General features: G+C 59.9%; 18 protein-coding genes. 11 read left to right on the top strand and 7 right to left on the bottom strand.

The window, feature by feature from the left end; genetic code table 11:
• Positions 1–61 precede the first annotated feature (61 nt).
• The 3 genes from BUA94_RS09535 to BUA94_RS09525 form a co-directional block, all read right to left on the bottom strand.
• Positions 62–1198 carry a DUF2336 domain-containing protein gene (locus tag BUA94_RS09535; RefSeq protein WP_208980036.1) on the bottom strand — a complete coding sequence of 379 codons (1137 nt, stop codon included), beginning with the start codon at positions 1196–1198 and terminating at the stop codon, positions 62–64.
• Positions 1199–1355: 157 nt separating this feature from the next.
• Positions 1356–2126 carry a flagellar type III secretion system pore protein FliP gene (fliP, locus tag BUA94_RS09530; protein ID WP_084082010.1) on the bottom strand — a complete coding sequence of 257 codons (771 nt, stop codon included), beginning with the start codon at positions 2124–2126 and terminating at the stop codon, positions 1356–1358.
• Positions 2127–2146: 20 nt separating this feature from the next.
• Positions 2147–4075 (bottom strand): flagellar biosynthetic protein FliO, encoded by a 1929-nt coding sequence (locus tag BUA94_RS09525; RefSeq protein WP_073012281.1) that lies wholly within the window; start codon positions 4073–4075, stop codon positions 2147–2149.
• Positions 4076–4506: 431 nt separating this feature from the next.
• Between BUA94_RS09525 and flgB the strand changes: the two genes are divergently transcribed.
• The 7 genes from flgB (at position 4507) to cckA (ending at position 10562) form a co-directional block, all read left to right on the top strand.
• Complete coding sequence (gene flgB, locus BUA94_RS09520; RefSeq protein ID WP_073012279.1) at positions 4507–4911, top strand: flagellar basal body rod protein FlgB; 405 nt, start codon at positions 4507–4509, stop codon at positions 4909–4911.
• Between the two features lie 27 nt (positions 4912–4938).
• Positions 4939–5349: a flagellar basal body rod protein FlgC gene (gene flgC, locus BUA94_RS09515; protein WP_073012277.1), complete on the top strand. Its 411-nt coding sequence runs from the start codon at positions 4939–4941 to the stop codon at positions 5347–5349.
• Positions 5350–5429: 80 nt separating this feature from the next.
• Positions 5430–5744, top strand: coding sequence for a flagellar hook-basal body complex protein FliE (locus BUA94_RS09510; protein WP_073013784.1), 315 nt, complete (start codon positions 5430–5432; stop codon positions 5742–5744).
• 32 nt (positions 5745–5776) lie between these two features.
• Positions 5777–6046 carry a flagellar biosynthesis protein FliQ gene (gene fliQ, locus BUA94_RS09505; protein ID WP_073012276.1) on the top strand — a complete coding sequence of 90 codons (270 nt, stop codon included), beginning with the start codon at positions 5777–5779 and terminating at the stop codon, positions 6044–6046.
• A 16-nt stretch (positions 6047–6062) separates the two neighbouring features.
• On the top strand, positions 6063–6836 hold the full coding sequence (gene fliR / locus BUA94_RS09500; RefSeq protein ID WP_073012274.1) for a flagellar biosynthetic protein FliR: 774 nt from the start codon (positions 6063–6065) through the stop codon (positions 6834–6836).
• A 9-nt stretch (positions 6837–6845) separates the two neighbouring features.
• Positions 6846–7925: a flagellar biosynthesis protein FlhB gene (gene flhB, locus BUA94_RS09495; protein WP_073012272.1), complete on the top strand. Its 1080-nt coding sequence runs from the start codon at positions 6846–6848 to the stop codon at positions 7923–7925.
• A gap of 84 nt (positions 7926–8009) precedes the next feature.
• On the top strand, positions 8010–10562 hold the full coding sequence (gene cckA, locus BUA94_RS09490; RefSeq protein ID WP_073012270.1) for a cell cycle histidine kinase CckA: 2553 nt from the start codon (positions 8010–8012) through the stop codon (positions 10560–10562).
• A gap of 203 nt (positions 10563–10765) precedes the next feature.
• On the opposite strand, the gene BUA94_RS09485 is transcribed toward cckA, so the two are convergent.
• The gene (locus BUA94_RS09485) at positions 10766–11365 is read right to left on the bottom strand and encodes a TetR/AcrR family transcriptional regulator (RefSeq protein ID WP_073013783.1); all 600 of its coding nucleotides are present in this window, start codon (positions 11363–11365) and stop codon (positions 10766–10768) included.
• Positions 11366–11469: 104 nt separating this feature from the next.
• On the opposite strand from BUA94_RS09485, the gene BUA94_RS09480 reads away from it, so the two are divergent.
• From BUA94_RS09480 to BUA94_RS09465, 4 genes are all read left to right on the top strand, one after another.
• Positions 11470–12147, top strand: a complete 678-nt coding sequence (locus tag BUA94_RS09480) for a PspA/IM30 family protein (RefSeq protein ID WP_073012268.1) — start codon at positions 11470–11472, stop codon at positions 12145–12147.
• A gap of 93 nt (positions 12148–12240) precedes the next feature.
• Positions 12241–12522, top strand: coding sequence for a YiaA/YiaB family inner membrane protein (locus BUA94_RS09475; protein WP_073012266.1), 282 nt, complete (start codon positions 12241–12243; stop codon positions 12520–12522).
• Between the two features lie 80 nt (positions 12523–12602).
• The gene (locus tag BUA94_RS09470) at positions 12603–13604 is read left to right on the top strand and encodes a lipoprotein N-acyltransferase Lnb domain-containing protein (protein ID WP_073012264.1); all 1002 of its coding nucleotides are present in this window, start codon (positions 12603–12605) and stop codon (positions 13602–13604) included.
• A 75-nt stretch (positions 13605–13679) separates the two neighbouring features.
• Positions 13680–13955, top strand: a complete 276-nt coding sequence (locus tag BUA94_RS09465; RefSeq protein ID WP_073012263.1) for a hypothetical protein — start codon at positions 13680–13682, stop codon at positions 13953–13955.
• A 48-nt stretch (positions 13956–14003) separates the two neighbouring features.
• Here BUA94_RS09465 and BUA94_RS09460 read toward each other — a convergent pair whose 3' ends face one another.
• The 3 genes from BUA94_RS09460 to BUA94_RS09450 all read right to left on the bottom strand — a co-directional run bounded on the left by BUA94_RS09460 (position 14004) and on the right by BUA94_RS09450 (position 15609).
• Complete coding sequence (locus BUA94_RS09460; RefSeq protein ID WP_073012261.1) at positions 14004–14426, bottom strand: GFA family protein; 423 nt, start codon at positions 14424–14426, stop codon at positions 14004–14006.
• Between the two features lie 32 nt (positions 14427–14458).
• Entirely contained in the window at positions 14459–14968 is a 510-nt protein-coding gene (locus BUA94_RS09455) for a hypothetical protein (RefSeq protein WP_073012259.1), read from the bottom strand.
• 149 nt (positions 14969–15117) lie between these two features.
• Positions 15118–15609 (bottom strand): DinB family protein, encoded by a 492-nt coding sequence (locus tag BUA94_RS09450; protein ID WP_073012257.1) that lies wholly within the window; start codon positions 15607–15609, stop codon positions 15118–15120.
• Positions 15610–15633 lie beyond the last annotated feature (24 nt).

Below are 15633 nucleotides of genomic sequence, written 5' to 3'. Positions count from 1 at the left end.
TGATTGTCAGGGGGAACTTGCCGGAAAGGCGCGCTGAAAAGAGTAGTGCCCAAGCGCCTGATCAGGCGAGGGCGATGTCCAGCGGCAATAGCACCTGAACGGTTGCGTCCTGCATAGGGGGGGCTGCCTGAGCTGCCTGTTGTTTCTGCTGCAAGGCTCGCTCTGTTGCAGCCTTGCGCCTGCGGCTCTCGCTCTTGTAGCGCTGAACCAGATCCGGAATGATCCGGGCGTTCCGGTCCTGCCAGGCGCAGCGCTCGCGCATCATGTCCTTGTAGGTGGCTTCGCTGACCTCTGCTTCCAGAAGCAGCATCATCAGCGCGATATCGGAATCCGATTTCAAGGTTTCCAGGACCACGGAATGTTCCATCCGGATCTTGCGGCCGATCAGCCATGCGGCGGCATCGAACCGCCGCTCCTTGCACAGGGTCAGAAGGATTGCGTCGAAAGACAGCTCGCCGCTTGCGATCTGCACGCTGGCTTCATGCCGGGAGTAGGTCACTCCGTCGATGGTTATATCCATGCCTTCGCCGCGGGTGCCGATATCCTTGGCCAGCCGTTCGAGTTCGCCCTTGCGCAGGGCATTCTCGAAGGCCTTCGGAATGAGGGGGCAGCCTGCTTCCAGGATGTCCATCTGTGTTTCCAGGAATTCCGGATCCAGCAGGGCACGCTGGGCCATGCCGCCCAGAATGTCGGCTTCGGTGTTGGCGAAGATTAGAAGGGCGAGATTGGCCTTGACCGAGATCGGGGCCTGAAGGTTCGACAAGAGCGAATGAACAATCGGGCGGGGACTTCTCGCAATCAGCGTGTCGGTGATTTCCTCGCTGAGATCAGGGCGATGGGTCACCGACATCTTCTGCCGTGTGCTGCCGGCCTTGGAAATGGCCCTCAGCGTGTCCTGGCTGATCATCGGGGAACATTCGATCACCGGTTCGGACAGCTCGTAATCTTCTCGGGCGAGCCGGTCGGCAAGCGCTGTGCTGATCCGGTCTGTCTTTGCCAGGCGTACCACCAGTTCGTAGCGGGCACTGCGGTCGAGCTGATCGAAGACGGAGAGCACGATCATGGAAAACAGATCGCGCTCCGTGTCGGAAGGTTCCTGGCCATCGGAACGGGCATACTCGGCAACAAGCGCTCTAATCAGCCGGGACCGGGCTTCCGGTTCCTTCATGCGCGCCAATTGTTCGAGTTGCTTTCGCAAAGTGAGGTTCCTGATACTGGTTACGACTACGGATATTCCGTGGCCGTCTAACCTCGTATCCTTTGCGATATGCATTAATATTTTTCTACGCTCTGCCGGATTTTGCGCAGTGTGCTGAAGAAAATAGAAGTTCTATTTTCAGTTGTGCCGCTGCATTTTATCCCGCGCCGAAGCTCTTTACCAGACTTCCAGCCACCATGTTCCATCCATCGACAAGAACAAAGAAGATGAGCTTGAAGGGGAGGGAAATAACCACGGGTGGAAGCATCATCATACCCATGGACATCAGTACGGATGCAACGACCATGTCGATGATGAGGAAGGGCAGATACAGAAGAAAGCCGATTTCAAAAGCGCGGCGCAGCTCACTGATCATGAAAGCCGGCACAAGAATCTTCATCTCCAGATCATCAGGCGTCTGCGGGGCTTCCTGGCCCGACAGTTCCTGGAAAAGGCCCAGATCCTTCTCCCGCACCTGAGACAGCATGAAGGTCCTGAACGGAGCGGATGTCCGTTCATAGGCCTGGTTCAACTCGATCGTGCCATCTACGAGCGGCTGGATGCCTTCGTCATAGGCGGTCTGAAGGGTCGGTGCCATGATGAAGGCACTAAGGAACAGAGCCAGGCTGATCATCACCATGTTTGGTGGCGCAGTCTGCAGGCCGATTGCGGATCTCAGAAGCGACAGCACAACCACGATGCGGGTGAAACTGGTCACCATCACCAGAATGGAAGGAGCAAGGCTCAGGACAGTGAGAAGGGCTACGAGCTGAACCGCCCGCTCGGTCAGCGTCGTACCTTCACCAAGGCCGATGGTGACGTCCTGCGCCAAGGCTTGTCCAGCCAGACCTGCCGTGAGGGCAATTGTTGCCAGTCCGGCAATCCGAACATACCTTGAGTGTCCTGCAAGACGGACGAGGCGGATCATGATTGCGCTTGCACGGCTGCTCATGATTTCTGCGGCCCGGTCATCTCTTCAAGCAGCTTCGCCATTTCATCTTCAATCGGGTTCGGCAGCGGGCCATCTTTCGGGCGCTCGATACGAATTGCCGGTGCGGCATTGGTCTCGCTGGTGCGGACCATGTTGATTTCCGGTGCCTTGACAATGCCCGGCTGAAGATCTGCGGACGGAGCGGCGACTACAGGGGCTGCAGGCTCAGCCGTCACTTCCGGAGTTTCGGCCAGAGCGGCGCCGGCTTGCACCGGAGCTGCAATCTCTTCTGAGGGGGCTTCCGGAGTGACCTCAGCTGCGTTATCGGACGTGGCTTTGCCGTCTTCAGCTTCCAGAGCGGGTTCGAACAGATCGGCATCTTCCGCGGCCGCGACAGGCTCGACAGGTGTTGACGCTTCTTGCGCGGTGCCGGTTTCCGGCTCGGCGAGCATGGTCTCATCAAGCTGCAGAGCATCATCTTCTGCAGGCGTACTCTCGGCAGCAGATGCCTCAACGGGTGCTTCCGTTGCCGGGGTGTCCGTCTGGTTCGGCGTCTCGGTTTCGGCGGAGGCAACGGGCGTAGCTTCGGTCTGACCATTGCCTTCAACTTCAACCAGGGAAGCAACTTCAACAGCCGGCTCTTCTGCCTTTGCAGGAGCAGGTGCCGTGGGTGCTGGAGTTTCGCTGATGGTTGAAACTTGAACCGGAGGCTGGACCGTGGCGGTTGCAACAGGAACAGCTTCCTCTTCTGCCGGGCTTATGGCAGGAGCAACAGCTGCGGTCGGACGGTCGGTCGCAGTCATTGCTACGGGCTGAAGGAAAGCGGTCTTTGCCTTCGCAGCCGGACCCGATGACGGTGGCGTTACCTGACGTGGTGGCAGCGGCTGCCCGGAGGATGGCGTCAGTGCAGGCCGGGCGAGGGTCCTGGCAAACCCTGCGACCTGGCTGCTCTGTGTTGTCTGGATGGTTTGTGTGCCTGCCTGCGTCCCGGAGATAGCCGGGGCCACTGTCCCCGAAGCCGGAGCTGCGGAATGTCTGACCTGAGGCGCGGTGGAGGTTGCCGGGGCGCGATATTCGCTGCGGATCTGGCTTGCCTGCGCTGCTGTGGCGCTGGATGCTGCTGCGGCGGGGGTGCTGCGCTCGGTGGCTGTTTGCGAGGAAGCGGACGGGCTCAAGTTGCGGTTGGAAATAGCCGAGCGTACAAGCGTGTGTTCAGGGGTTGCCTGCGGCTGGGGCTGCTCAGCGGGACGTGACGCGGCAGCGAAAGGGCGCTGGTAGGTGGTTCCCGGGCGTGGTTCGCTCACCGGCCGGGCCGGGCGGGACTGAAAGGTCTGGCTGCCTGCCAGTTCCGTTGCGGATTTTGCCGTGGCAGTTTCCGGACGATGGGTGGCAGCTTGCGTTGCGCTGGCCTGTGGAGCTGCCGTCAAAGGAGCTGCTGCCAGAGCCGCGCTTGGCTGAGGCTGATAGCGGGGGGCTTCCGGAGTGTTGAAAACTGGAGCGGGTGCTTCCGCCTCCTGCGTTGCAGGTGCCGCGTAGGCCGCGACAGCCAGGGAGGAGGGAAGGGCCTGCGCGCTGGTGTCTGACTGGGGATGCATCATGTTGGTGGCAGGCATCTGGCGGGGCTGAGGCGCAGCTCCGAGGCTTGCGGCTTTCACGATCCCCTGTTCGATCACCAGGTCATTGGATCCGCCAACCAGGATCAGATGCTCGACATTGTCACGGCGGATCAGCAGCAGACGGCGGCGCGTGTCGATATTGGTGGCATCCATCACCGTCAGGCGCGGTTGCCGGTTGCGGCCTGACGACAGGCGAACGCCCGTGAGCCGCTTCAGGATGAAGACGAACAGGGCAATCAGCAGCAAGACGATTGCCAGGGCGACGGCGAAGGCCAGCCCTCTTGCCAGTCCATCCGGAAGACCGAACGTGTCTGCGATCCAGTTGTACATGCCTACCTCGTTAAAGTCCGGACCTGATCCTTCGGGCAATTCAACTGCCCGCGGTCCGAATCCTGCCAGCGTCACTCCGGTGTACGGAGGGTATTGGCAACGGTCATAACTTCCCCCGGCTGACTTGTCATCGGCAGGGAAGCCGGTGGTGGAGAAGTCCGGTCTCCTTTTTCAGATTTTTGCGAACCGCTTCAATCTCCTTGGGACACTGGAGGAAGGGGGTTGCGCGAATCTTTCGTCTCCCAAATCTTAACAGAGCCCGGCACAATTTTCCCGTACCGGTCATGCTTCCGGTCGCAAATGGTAAACGGGAGCTGCTGTCATCCACGGATTTCAGCGGGCAATGGTTAAGGTTGCGGTGAGGTGTTAACCTTTCATTAACCTTTAAAGCGGCAATCTTTGCCGGGTTCGTTAACGTTAAGGTGAATCAGATGGCTCTGACCGATCTGCCGATCTTCCAGGCCTTGAAGTCCAAGATGCAGTGGCATCAGGTGCGTCAGGGCGTGCTGGCCGAGAACGTCGCGAATTCAGATACGCCGCTCTACAAGGCCAAGGAACTCAAGGATTTCACCTTCGCGGACCATATCGGCCGCACGGAATTCGGTCTTCAGACCGCCGTGACCAAGTCGGGGCACATCACCGGCGCGATGACGGGTGGCGGCAAGGCCAAGGTGGAAGAAAAAGACATGTTCGAAGTCACGCCGAGCGGGAACAACGTCAATCTGGAAGAGCAGATGATGCTCGTGACCCAGAACCAGATGGACTTCCAGGCCGCCACTTCGATCTATTCCCGCAGTCTTGGCCTGATCAAGACCGCTCTGTCCAAGTCTGGGTAATGCGCTAGGCGCTTCAGGAGAACGCATATGGATCTGCTCAAGTCGCTGCTTGTGTCCGCTTCGGGCCTCAAGGCCCAGAATGGCCGCATGCGCATCATCGCCGAGAACGTCGCCAACGCGAACTCGACCGGCCGCACGCCGCAGGAAGATCCCTACCGGCGCAAGATCCCGACATTTCGTGCTCATTTCGACAAGGAACTGGGCGCAGAGAAGGTCGAACTCGGCAAGGTTGCCCGGGACGAGAGCGCTTTCGAAACCCGCTATGAGCCGGGCCATCCGGCTGCGGATGCCAATGGCTACGTCAAGCTGCCCAACGTCAACACGTTGATCGAGACGGTGGATATGCGTGAGGCCCAGCGGTCCTATGAGGCCAACTTGAACGTGATTGAATCGACTCGCACCATGCTGCAGCGGACGATCGACATCCTGAAATCCTGAGGCGGGCTTCCTGCTTCGCTGACCCCATCCGGCGCACCAGGCCGGGCCGCTAACTGAAAAACATGAAAGGCGATTACGCCATGGCGACCCCTTCTCTTGCAAGCAATGCCTATCAGACTGCTGCCCGTCTTGCGCAGCAGGCCAGCAAGCCGGATGACATGCTTTCTGCCCGCAGCGGTACGGATTTTGGCCAGATGGTCGAGCAGGCCGTTGGTGGTGTCGTCGAGAAGGGACGGGACATGGACGTCAAGTCCATCGGCATGCTGGAAGGCAAGACCGACGTGGTGGACGTGGTAACGGCAATCGCCGAAACCGAAACGGCCCTGCAAACCATGGTGACGGTCCGGGACCGGGTGATCTCTGCCTATGAAGAGATCATGAGAATGTCGATCTGATTGCGAAGCTGGTGTCTTGTGAAGGGTAAGTCATGACCGGCGGAGAAGTTCTTGATCTGGCGCGTGAAGGGGTCTGGACCATGATCCTCGTGGCCGGGCCGACCATGCTTGTCGGTCTGGTCATTGGCGTGATCATCGCCCTGTTCCAGGCTCTGACCCAGATCCAGGAAATGACCCTGGTCTTCGTTCCCAAGATCCTTGCCATCTTCGTGACACTGCTTCTGACGCTGCCTTTCATGGGGCAGCTCCTGGCCTCCTTCACGGCGCGGATCGGTGAAATGATCCTCATCACCCCTTCATGATGGGGAGAGGGCGCCGATGACCCTGCAGCTTTCCTTTCTGCCTGAGGTGGCTGCGGTCTTCATGCTGATGTTCGCGCGTCTGGGGACGCTTGTCATGCTGCTGCCTGCGCTGGGCGAGCGGTCCATTCCCATGCGCAGCCGTCTCAGCATCGCGCTGATGCTGACCCTGGTCATGTACCCGACCGCGTCCAGCCTTTATCCACTCGGAGTGATGGAGAACCCGGGCCGGCTGATGATCCTGTTCGGTCAGGAATTCGCCGTTGCCTTCGGGATCGGGCTTTGCGCCCGGCTGATCACAAATGCCCTGCAGATTGCGGGTGTGATCATTGCCGGTCAGATCGGTCTGTCCATGGCACTCGGCGCGGACGTCACAAACTCCGGTCAGCAGGGTGCTCTCGTCAGCAACTATCTGTCGATCCTTGGGCTGACGCTGATCTTCGTTACAGACACCCACTATCTGGTGATTGCGGCGCTGCATGACAGTTTCGAGCTGTTTCCCCCCGGAGGCAGCCTGCCGGTCTCGGACTTCGCGGAACTCGCGACCCAGACCCTGGCCGGTGTCTTCGTCATTGCGATCCAGCTTAGTGCGCCCTTCATTGTCGTGGGGCTTGTTTTCTATTTCGGCCTCGGTCTTCTCAACAAGCTGATGCCCCAAATGCAGATCTTCTTCATCGCGATGCCTGTGAACATCGCGCTGGGGCTGGGGATGCTTCTCGTTCTCATAACCACGATCATGTCGGTCTATCTGGAGCATTTCCAGGAAGCGATCGGCAAGTTCATCGCTGGATAGGGAGACCCGATGTCAGACGGAGCCGATGACTCGGAGAAAACCGAGGACCCCACGCAAAAGCGCTTGAGAGAAGCGCATGAAAAGGGGGACATACCGAAATCGCAGGAAGTCAGCACGTGGTTCACCCTCGCGGGCAGCACTCTGATGATCGCGATTTTCGCGCCGGGCATGGTCCAGTCTCTTACGGCCCTGCTGAGAGGCTATATCGAGCACGCCCACGAAATCCCGATGGATGGGCTGGCACTGAAGGCGCTGTGGCGGGATACGGGCCAGTCCGTGGCCCTGATCGTTGCCGTTCCCATTCTGGTGATTGCTGTCATGGCGGTTGCCGGCAATCTGGTCCAGCACCAGATTGTTTTCACCTCCGAGCCGATCAAGCCGAAATTCTCCAAAGTCTCGCCGCTCTCCGGCTTCAAGCGGCTGTTTTCTTCCGAGAGCCTCGTCAACTTCGGCAAGGGCCTGGTGAAGATCGTCATTGTCGGCGCCCTGATGACCATGGTGCTTCTGCCGCACAAGGACGAGGCGGAGCTGATGCTCTTTGCCGACGTTTCCTTGCTCCTGAAGGAAACGCGCGACCTGTCTCTGCAGCTTCTGGGCGCAATCCTTGCAGTGATGACGCTGGTGGCCGGGGCTGATTTTCTCTATCAGCGGCACAAATGGTACGAGAAGCAGCGCATGTCGCTTCGGGAGATCAAGGAAGAATACAAGCAGACCGAAGGGGATCCGCATATCAAGGGCAAGCTTCGTCAGTTGCGCATGGAGCGGAGCCGCAAGCGCATGATGGCGGCGGTGCCGAGCGCGACCGTGGTGGTCACCAACCCGACCCACTACGCTGTGGCGTTGAAATATGAAAGCGGCATGGGGGCTCCGGTCTGTCTTGCGAAGGGGGTTGACGCAGTCGCGCTCCGTATTCGTGAGATCGCGAAGGAGAATGACGTGCCGGTGATCGAGAATCCGCCGCTCGCCCGTGCGCTTTATGCGACCGTCGAAATGGATCAGGAAATTCCGGAAGAACACTTCAAGGCCGTCGCGGAAGTGATCGGCTTCGTCTTTAAGATGCGGAAACGCGTTGGGGTACGCCGGAATTAGGCAGGCGCCGGTTGAATTCCGGCGAATTGCACAGAATGCTTTGGGATGGCTCGACAGAACGATTCGAGCCGGGGAGTTACAGGAATGAGTGAACTGGACAGTGCTCCGGGAGAGCCGATGATTGACCGGCCCGAAAGGACCGGAAACATCTGGCTGCTGATCGGACTGGCTTTGGCTCTGGTGGCTGCCGCCGCCGGCTTTGCCATTGCCGGCAAGGAGCAGGCCCAGCCTTTCGTTGTCGGCTTGCTGGGCATTCTGGCGGTTGTCGGGGTTTTCTGCATGTTCGCGGGAGCCATTGGCTTCCTGCGCTTCGGCACCCGCAATCAGGGCAACCCCGTTTCCGCAGCCTTCCTGAATTCCCTGGACGATGGCGCCCTGATCACTGATCCGGACGGGCGCATTCTCTATGCCAACCAGTCCTATGCCGACCTGACCGGAGCCGAGACCGTTGCGGCGATCCGTGTCATGGAGCGCGTGTTCTCGTCCGACCCGGATGCGGCGGATGCCATTTTCCGCCTGTCCCAGGCGACCCGTGAGGGGCGCCGGGCGCAGGAAGAAATCCGCATGCACCATCCGCTCGGGCGCCATGAAGGCAATCCGCGCTGGTATCGCGTCTCCGTGCGCCCGCTTCAGATCCCGCGCAAGGAAGGTGGCTCCGGCCGCCGTCTGTCTGTCTGGCAGCTTGCGGACATCACCCGGGACCGGGCGGACCAGGAAAACTCCTTCCAGGAACTGCAGCGGGTCATCAATTTCCTCGACCATGCGCCTGCAGGCTTTTTCTCCTGCGACGGCGAAGGTCGTATTCTTTATCTCAATGCCACCCTGGCTGACTGGCTGGGCCATGACCTGGCCCAGTTCGAGGCAGGTGACCTTGGCCTAAGCGACATTGTGCGCGGGGATGGCACGGAACTGATCCGCTCCGTCAAGGGACTGGCAGGTGAAGTGAAGAGCGAGACTTTCGATCTCGACTTTGTCACCCGCAATGGCCGCAGCCTTCCGGTGCGCCTGTTGCACCGGGTTCCCTTTGGCGAAAACGGCCAGCCGGGGGACAGCCGCACGCTCGTGCTCAACCGGTCTCGGGGCGAGGAAGTTTCAGAAGCGCTGCGTGCAGCTGAAGTGCGCTTTGCCCGCTTCTTCAACAACACGCCGATTGCCATTGCTTCGCTTGACGAGGAAGGCCGGGTGCTGCGCACCAACGCGCCGTTCCTGCGTCTGTTCGGTGCAGTGGATCTGTCCGGTGAGCCGCCGAAGCTCGAGAATTATGTTGCGGTGAGCGGCAAGGAAGAGCTGGGGCGTTCGCTCAGTGCGGCTGCCAATGGCATCGGCGAGATTGCTCCCATCGATATTGCACTGAACGACGGCAATGATCCGCGCTCTGCCACCTTCTACGTTTCCGCCGTGCGGGACGGGGAAGGGGACGGGGAAGCTGCCATTGTCTACGCGCTGGAGACCACCCAGCAACGCGCGCTTGAAGCCCAGTTTGCCCAGAGCCAGAAGATGCAGGCCATTGGCCAGCTGGCTGGCGGCGTCGCCCATGACTTCAACAACGTCCTGACCGCGATCATCGGCTTCTCGGATCTGCTGCTTGCCAGCCACCGTCCGACCGATCCGTCCTTTCAGGACATCATGAACATCAAGCAGAACGCCAACCGTGCGGCCGGCCTCGTGCGCCAGTTGCTTGCCTTCTCGCGCCGTCAGACCCTGCGTCCGCAGCAGCTGCATCTGAATGACGTTCTGGCCGATCTTTCCATCCTGCTCGACCGTCTTCTCGGCGAAAAGGTGGAGCTGAAGGTGATCCATGGCCGCGATCTGTGGCCGATCATGGCTGACATCAACCAGCTCGAGCAGGTGATCGTCAATCTGGCGGTCAACGCGGGCGATGCCATGTCGGAAGGCGGCAAGCTGACGATCCGCACCGGCAATGTGACCGAGGCCGAATCCACCCAGTTCGAGAACACCCGCGGCATGCCTCCGGGCGACTACATGCTGATCGAGGTGACCGATACGGGGCATGGCATGCCGCCGGAAATCATGGCCAAGATCTTCGATCCGTTCTTCTCCACCAAGGAAGTGGGCAAGGGCACGGGGCTTGGCCTGTCGACGGTTTACGGCATCGTCAAGCAGACCGGCGGCTACATCTTCTGCACCTCGGAAGTGGATGTCGGCACCACCTTCCGCATCTTCCTGCCGCGCCACATTCCGGCAGCGGTCGAGGATGTGGTGGTCAAGCCGAAGGAAGTCGAAAGCGAGAAGGTCGCCGATCTCACCGGTTCCGCCTCCATCCTGCTGGTCGAAGATGAGGAAGCCGTGCGTGCCTTCGGCGCCCGTGCACTCGCCTCGCGCGGCTATACGGTCTATGAGGCAGCCTCGGGCACGGAAGCGCTTGAGGTGATGGAAGAGGCGGGCGGCAAGATCGATCTGGTCGTCTCTGACGTGGTCATGCCTGAAATGGATGGCCCGACGCTCCTGGTCGAATTGCGCAAGACCCAGCCAGACCTGAAGATCATCTTCGTTTCGGGCTATGCGGAAGACGCCTTCGAGGAAAACCTGCCGGAGAACGAGAAGTTCTTCTTCCTGCCCAAGCCCTTCACCCTCAAGCAACTTGCGACGACGGTGAAGGACGTTCTGAACAGCTAAGGCTGTTCGACTGGGAATGCTGGCAAAGCTATAAAGTTCGGATGTCATCCCGGCTTGGTGCCCTGCACCAAAACCGGGATCCAGTTCCCTCGGAGTGTGGTCTTGAGAAACGCAGCTCCTTCAGAGGGCTAACGAATACCTGCCTTCGCAGGGATGACATTCCGCACTTTTTCTTCACAGGCTTGTAACAGTGAGCGCCGGTCTCACCCGGCCCGCCTTGCCATGATCTCCACCAGGGCCCGGACTTCCGATTTCAGATCCTGAAGTGGCACGCCGACGAACTGGCCCTGAAGCGACAGGTGGACGACGCCGTGAACGGCCGCGAAGACCGTGCGGGCGCGCAGGGCAAGGGCCTCCGGTGACAGGTCCGGGCGCAACCGGGCAAGCGGGGCCGCAATGCCGTCGATCAGCACGGAATGGCTCTGCCTGTGCTCTTCCGGCACGGTTCTTTCTTCCGGCAAGCGGTGCTCAAACAGGGCAAGCCAGATCCTCCGGTTCTCAAGCGCAAAATCGATATAGGCTTCTGCCAGGGCTTGCAGCGATTCAACCGGCTGGGCATCCGGGCCGGGCAGGGATGCGCGCAAGGCGGTTCCCATCTTCGCAAGTGTGCGCGCATTGACCTCCAGGACCAGCATGTCCAGGTCCTCGACCGCATTGTAGAGCGCGCCAAGTGCACAGCCAGCTCTGGCTGTCACATCGCGGGCTTTCAAGCCTGCCAGACCCTTGTCCCGCAATTCTATTTCAGCCGCCTCAATCAGGCGTTCCCGCAACTCCGCCCGCTTGGTTTCCCGGTTTGATCCCATGCTTTCCATCTTTCTATGAACATTGTTCAAAAAAGTTCTTGAACAATGTTCAGTGCTGCGCTACAAGCAATTCATGAACGTTGTTCATATCAGTGGAGGTTGAGATGTTCAAGATGATGGCGACTTTGATCCGTGGACGCAGTCATGATGCTGCCGAAGCTTTTTCCGATGCGAATGCCCTGTCTATCCTGCGCCAGCAGTTGCGTGATGCCGCTGACGGACTGGAAAAGGCGAAGCGGGCGGTTGCGGTGGTCATGGCCTATTCGGCCAGAGAGACGAAGGCTGCGGAGCGGCTGGCAGCTCAATTGGCCGATCTGGAGGCCCGTGCCCTGGAAGCGATCCGGATTGGCAGGGAAGACCTTGCGGCAGAGGCTGCATCCGCGATCGCCGATGTGGAGGCCGAACAGACCGCGACCCTGAAGGCGATTGACCATTATTCCCGTGAAATCACCAAGCTGCGCGATCAGGTCGGGATTTGCGAATTGCGTTTGCGTGCCCTTCAGCGGGGCAAGCAGATTGCCGACGCGGCGGAGCGCACCCATAAGCTCAAGGGCACCATGCCTGACGGAGTTCTGGCCAGCTTGCGCGAGGCAGAGGCAACTCTGGAGCGGCTGCAAGTCCGCCACAGCCATTGTGAGGAAGTGGAACGGGCGTTCGACGATCTCAACGGCCAGTCCAATGCGGCGGCAACAGCCGCCCGGCTCGCTGCGGCTGGTTGTGGAACCCCGCTTCAGGCTGATGCGGCCAAGGTGCTTGAGCGCCTCAGGGCCAAGGCGGGCTAGTCCGCCGCAATACCCAATCCCCGAATTGAGTGACCGCCGTCAGAAGCACGGCGCCCTGGAGAAGGCCGGACACCGGCGACAAGGAGAAGTCAGATGAGTGCATACAAGCCGAAGGGTTCCAACGCCTGGAACATGTTCACGTATTTCAACTTTGGCGTGGCAGCCGTGATGATGGCCGGGGGCATCTGGTCCCTGGAGGCAAGCTTCTCGGCAAAGGGCTATTATGCCATGGCCGCTTTGATGCTGGTCTATTCCACGGCCTCGATCACCAAGGCCTTCCGGGACAAGGAAGAGTCCGACCGGATCTACAACAAGATCGAGGACGCCCGCACGGAACGGCTGCTGGCCGAGGTTTCCGCGAAGGACAATGACTGATCTCTCATCTCAGGCGGGAGTTTAAAGCTCCCGCCTGGCTGGTTGAGGTGTATCTTGGGTCGTCTGCCTGGAGTTGTGACGTGATCCGTGTCTTCAAGTTTTTGCCGCATGTGGTGTTTGCCATTGCCTTGCTCGCCGGTGTGCTCTGGGCCGCCACAGCATTCTGGTTTCATTTGCAGACTGTCCTGTTGGTTTCCGGGTGGGCTCTCCTGCTGCTGGCGATCCTGGTGGAAGCCGTTGCCTATCGGCGGTCGCGGATTGCGGGTTGGGCGGTTCTTCTCGCCGCATGCCTGCTTGTCGGCAGTTGGTATCAGACGATCGTGCCGAGGTCCGACAAGGATTGGGACGTTGATGTGTCCCGGGGTGTGCTTGCCCGTGTCGAAGGTTCGCGTGTGCAGCTCGACAACATCCGCGATTTCGACTGGCACACGGCTTCCGAGGCTGATCCCCGCTGGATCTCCCGTGACCTCGACCTCGATCAACTGCAGTCCGTCGACATGTTCACCTCGGTCTGGAGCAACCCGGACATTGCCCATCTGCTTGTCAGCTTCGGTTTCTCAGATGGGGAGCATGTGGTCTTTTCCGCCGAGATCCGGCGCGAGAAGGGCGAAGCCTTCAACGAGATCGGTGGTTTCTTCCGGCAGTTCGAACTGGTGCTGATTGGCGCAACCGAGCGGGACATCGTCAAGCTGCGCACCAACTACCGGCGCGAGGAAGTCCGGCTCTATCCGCTGACCCTTAGTGCCGAGGCGCGAAGAGCCATGTTCCTGTCCTTTGTGGACCTGTCCCAGCAGCTGGAGGCAGAGCCTGCCTTTTACAACACCTTGACTGCCAACTGCACCACGGTCGTCTATCAGCTTGCCAAGGCCCTGCAGCCGGACCTGCCCATGGATTGGCGTCTGGTTCTGTCCGCTCACCTGCCGGAATATCTCCTGAACCTCGGACTTCTGGGCGGCGAGGGGACCGTGAATGCCCGCAAGGATGCAGCTCTGATCTCGGGGCGGGCACAACAGATGCCGGAAGGCGGCGACTATTCAAACTTCATTCGCGGTCAAAGAGGGAACGACACGAATAACCATTAAGGGCTGTTTGTCTTGGTAATGTTTATTTCTGATTGTACTGTTGCGCGTGCAGACGGCAGAAAAAGGAACGGAAGCATGTGGATCGGTGAAGGAGAGTTCGACAGCTACGGCTATCAGAAGGTCGCGTTCATCAAGGGGGAAGCGAAGTTTCTGGCACCAGATCAATGCTACAGGATCTTCGACTGGGGACCGGCGCATTCCGCCGAGCAGTATCACTTCGTGCCTGTGGATGCGGATGGCAACGAGACAGGACCGTCCGTTCTCAATACCGATGGCAGGTCTGTCTATATGATCTGGGAAGCAGGACTGGCCTCCCCCGCCTATAACATCAGCAACGAGTTCATCAGCTGACGAACATCCATTGCGGATGGCTCGGGTGAGGCCATTTTCCTCAGCCGGTCAGCTCGGGAAACCTGGGAATGCAGGAACATTCTCCAGTTCGTCATCCCAGTCTGCCCGGCTTGCGGTGAAAATATGCGCCTCAGGCCGCAGATGGAGGGGTGTTTCCAGGCTGCCGGCTGGCACCACAAGCCGCACGCCATCCGCACTCGTGCGCGGCAAAGGCGATCCGCAGGTGTTGCAGAAATGGCGGCTGTGGCGGGTGCCCTCGACAAGGAATTTTGTGGTGTTCCCTTCACCAGATAGCCATGTCAGCTCGAAGTCCGTGGAAAAGACATTGGCTGCATGCGCCGTGCCGGTGCCTTTCCGGCAACGCTCGCAATGACAAAGGAAAAACCGGTCGAAGACGCCGGTCGCCTCAAAGGTGACGGCGCCGCAAAGGCATCCGCCCTTGAGAACGGTTTTGGTGGCTTGTCCTGTCATGCGTCGCGCTCCTCTTCGCGGATATGAAACGGTCAGACGCGCGGGCAGGCGCTCTTGCGCTCTGCGTCGCGCTTCAGGCCGTTCAGGCTTTCCATCGTGTTCGGGTTGCCCGGAAGAACGAAGCTCTGTTCCAGGGCCGTGTGGACATTGTTGACCACTGCCACGTCCTGGACAGCCAGGGTCTGACAGCCCGAGCCGGTAAAGCGGACGCGGATCCGGATCACGCGGGTGCCATTGTCGGAAGGGCCGAACTCCGCATCAAGGGCCGGGTTGGCGCCGCTCATCACCCGTTCCATCACCACCATGTTGGCCTGGTCCTGGATCACCGGCGTTCCCTTCTGCTGGGCGCTGGCGATCAATGTCGCGCGGATCGTTGCCGGATCGGCAGCAATATTCACGCTCTGGGCTCCAGCGGGAACGTCCAGCGTCGGCTGGGCAGGGCCGGCCGGTGCCTGCTGCCTGGGCGAGGAGCTGACGCAGGCAGCAAGTCCCATGAGACCGGTGACTGCGGTGAGCTGAAGAAGCGTCTTGAGTTGGCGCATGGCGCGATCCTTAAATCTTGCTTGGGCGCGGCGGGACCAATGGTCCGTGTGCGGCGCTGGAAACGGTGTTCTTGTCTGGCGTCTATCTGGCATCTGTCTGGCGGGAGAAAAGGCCAGCTGACACCCTGTTGCAGCCGCATACGGCCGGATTACTGCGGTATGAACGGCAGATCGGTCACCCCGACATCCCGTCCGGATTGGGAGAGCAGGGTGGTGATCTGCCCCCGGTGATGTGTCTGATGGTTGAACAGATGCGAGACCAGCAGCCAGCGTGGCCGCGAGCTCGTACGCTTGCCGTCCGTGCTTGTCCAGGTCAGATCGCCTGACAGCCAGTCCGCATCAAGGGTTTCCACCCATTGCGAAATCTCGTCTGACATCGCCAGGTGTGCTTCCTGCAGATCGGCGAAGCTCTCGAAAATGTCGGCCCCCATGCCTTTGTGATCGTAGCTGCGTCCGGTGAAGCGTCCCATCCAGACGCGGTCGCCGAAAAGAATGTGGTTCAGGGTCGAGTGGATCGACTTGAAGAACGCGCCTCTGTCCTGCCGCCGCTCTGCATCGGGCATGTCCGCACAGGCCGCATAGACCTGCCGGGTCATCCACGAATTATAGTGGGCAAAGGCCCGGTAAAGCGCCGGATCCATCAAAATAGCCTCATCAAAATCAAG

Source organism: Roseibium suaedae, from assembly GCF_900142725.1.
In the GTDB taxonomy this organism is placed as follows: domain Bacteria; phylum Pseudomonadota; class Alphaproteobacteria; order Rhizobiales; family Stappiaceae; genus Roseibium; species Roseibium suaedae.
Note: the sequence above shows the minus strand (reverse complement) of the source record. Positions and strands in the feature narration are given on the sequence as shown.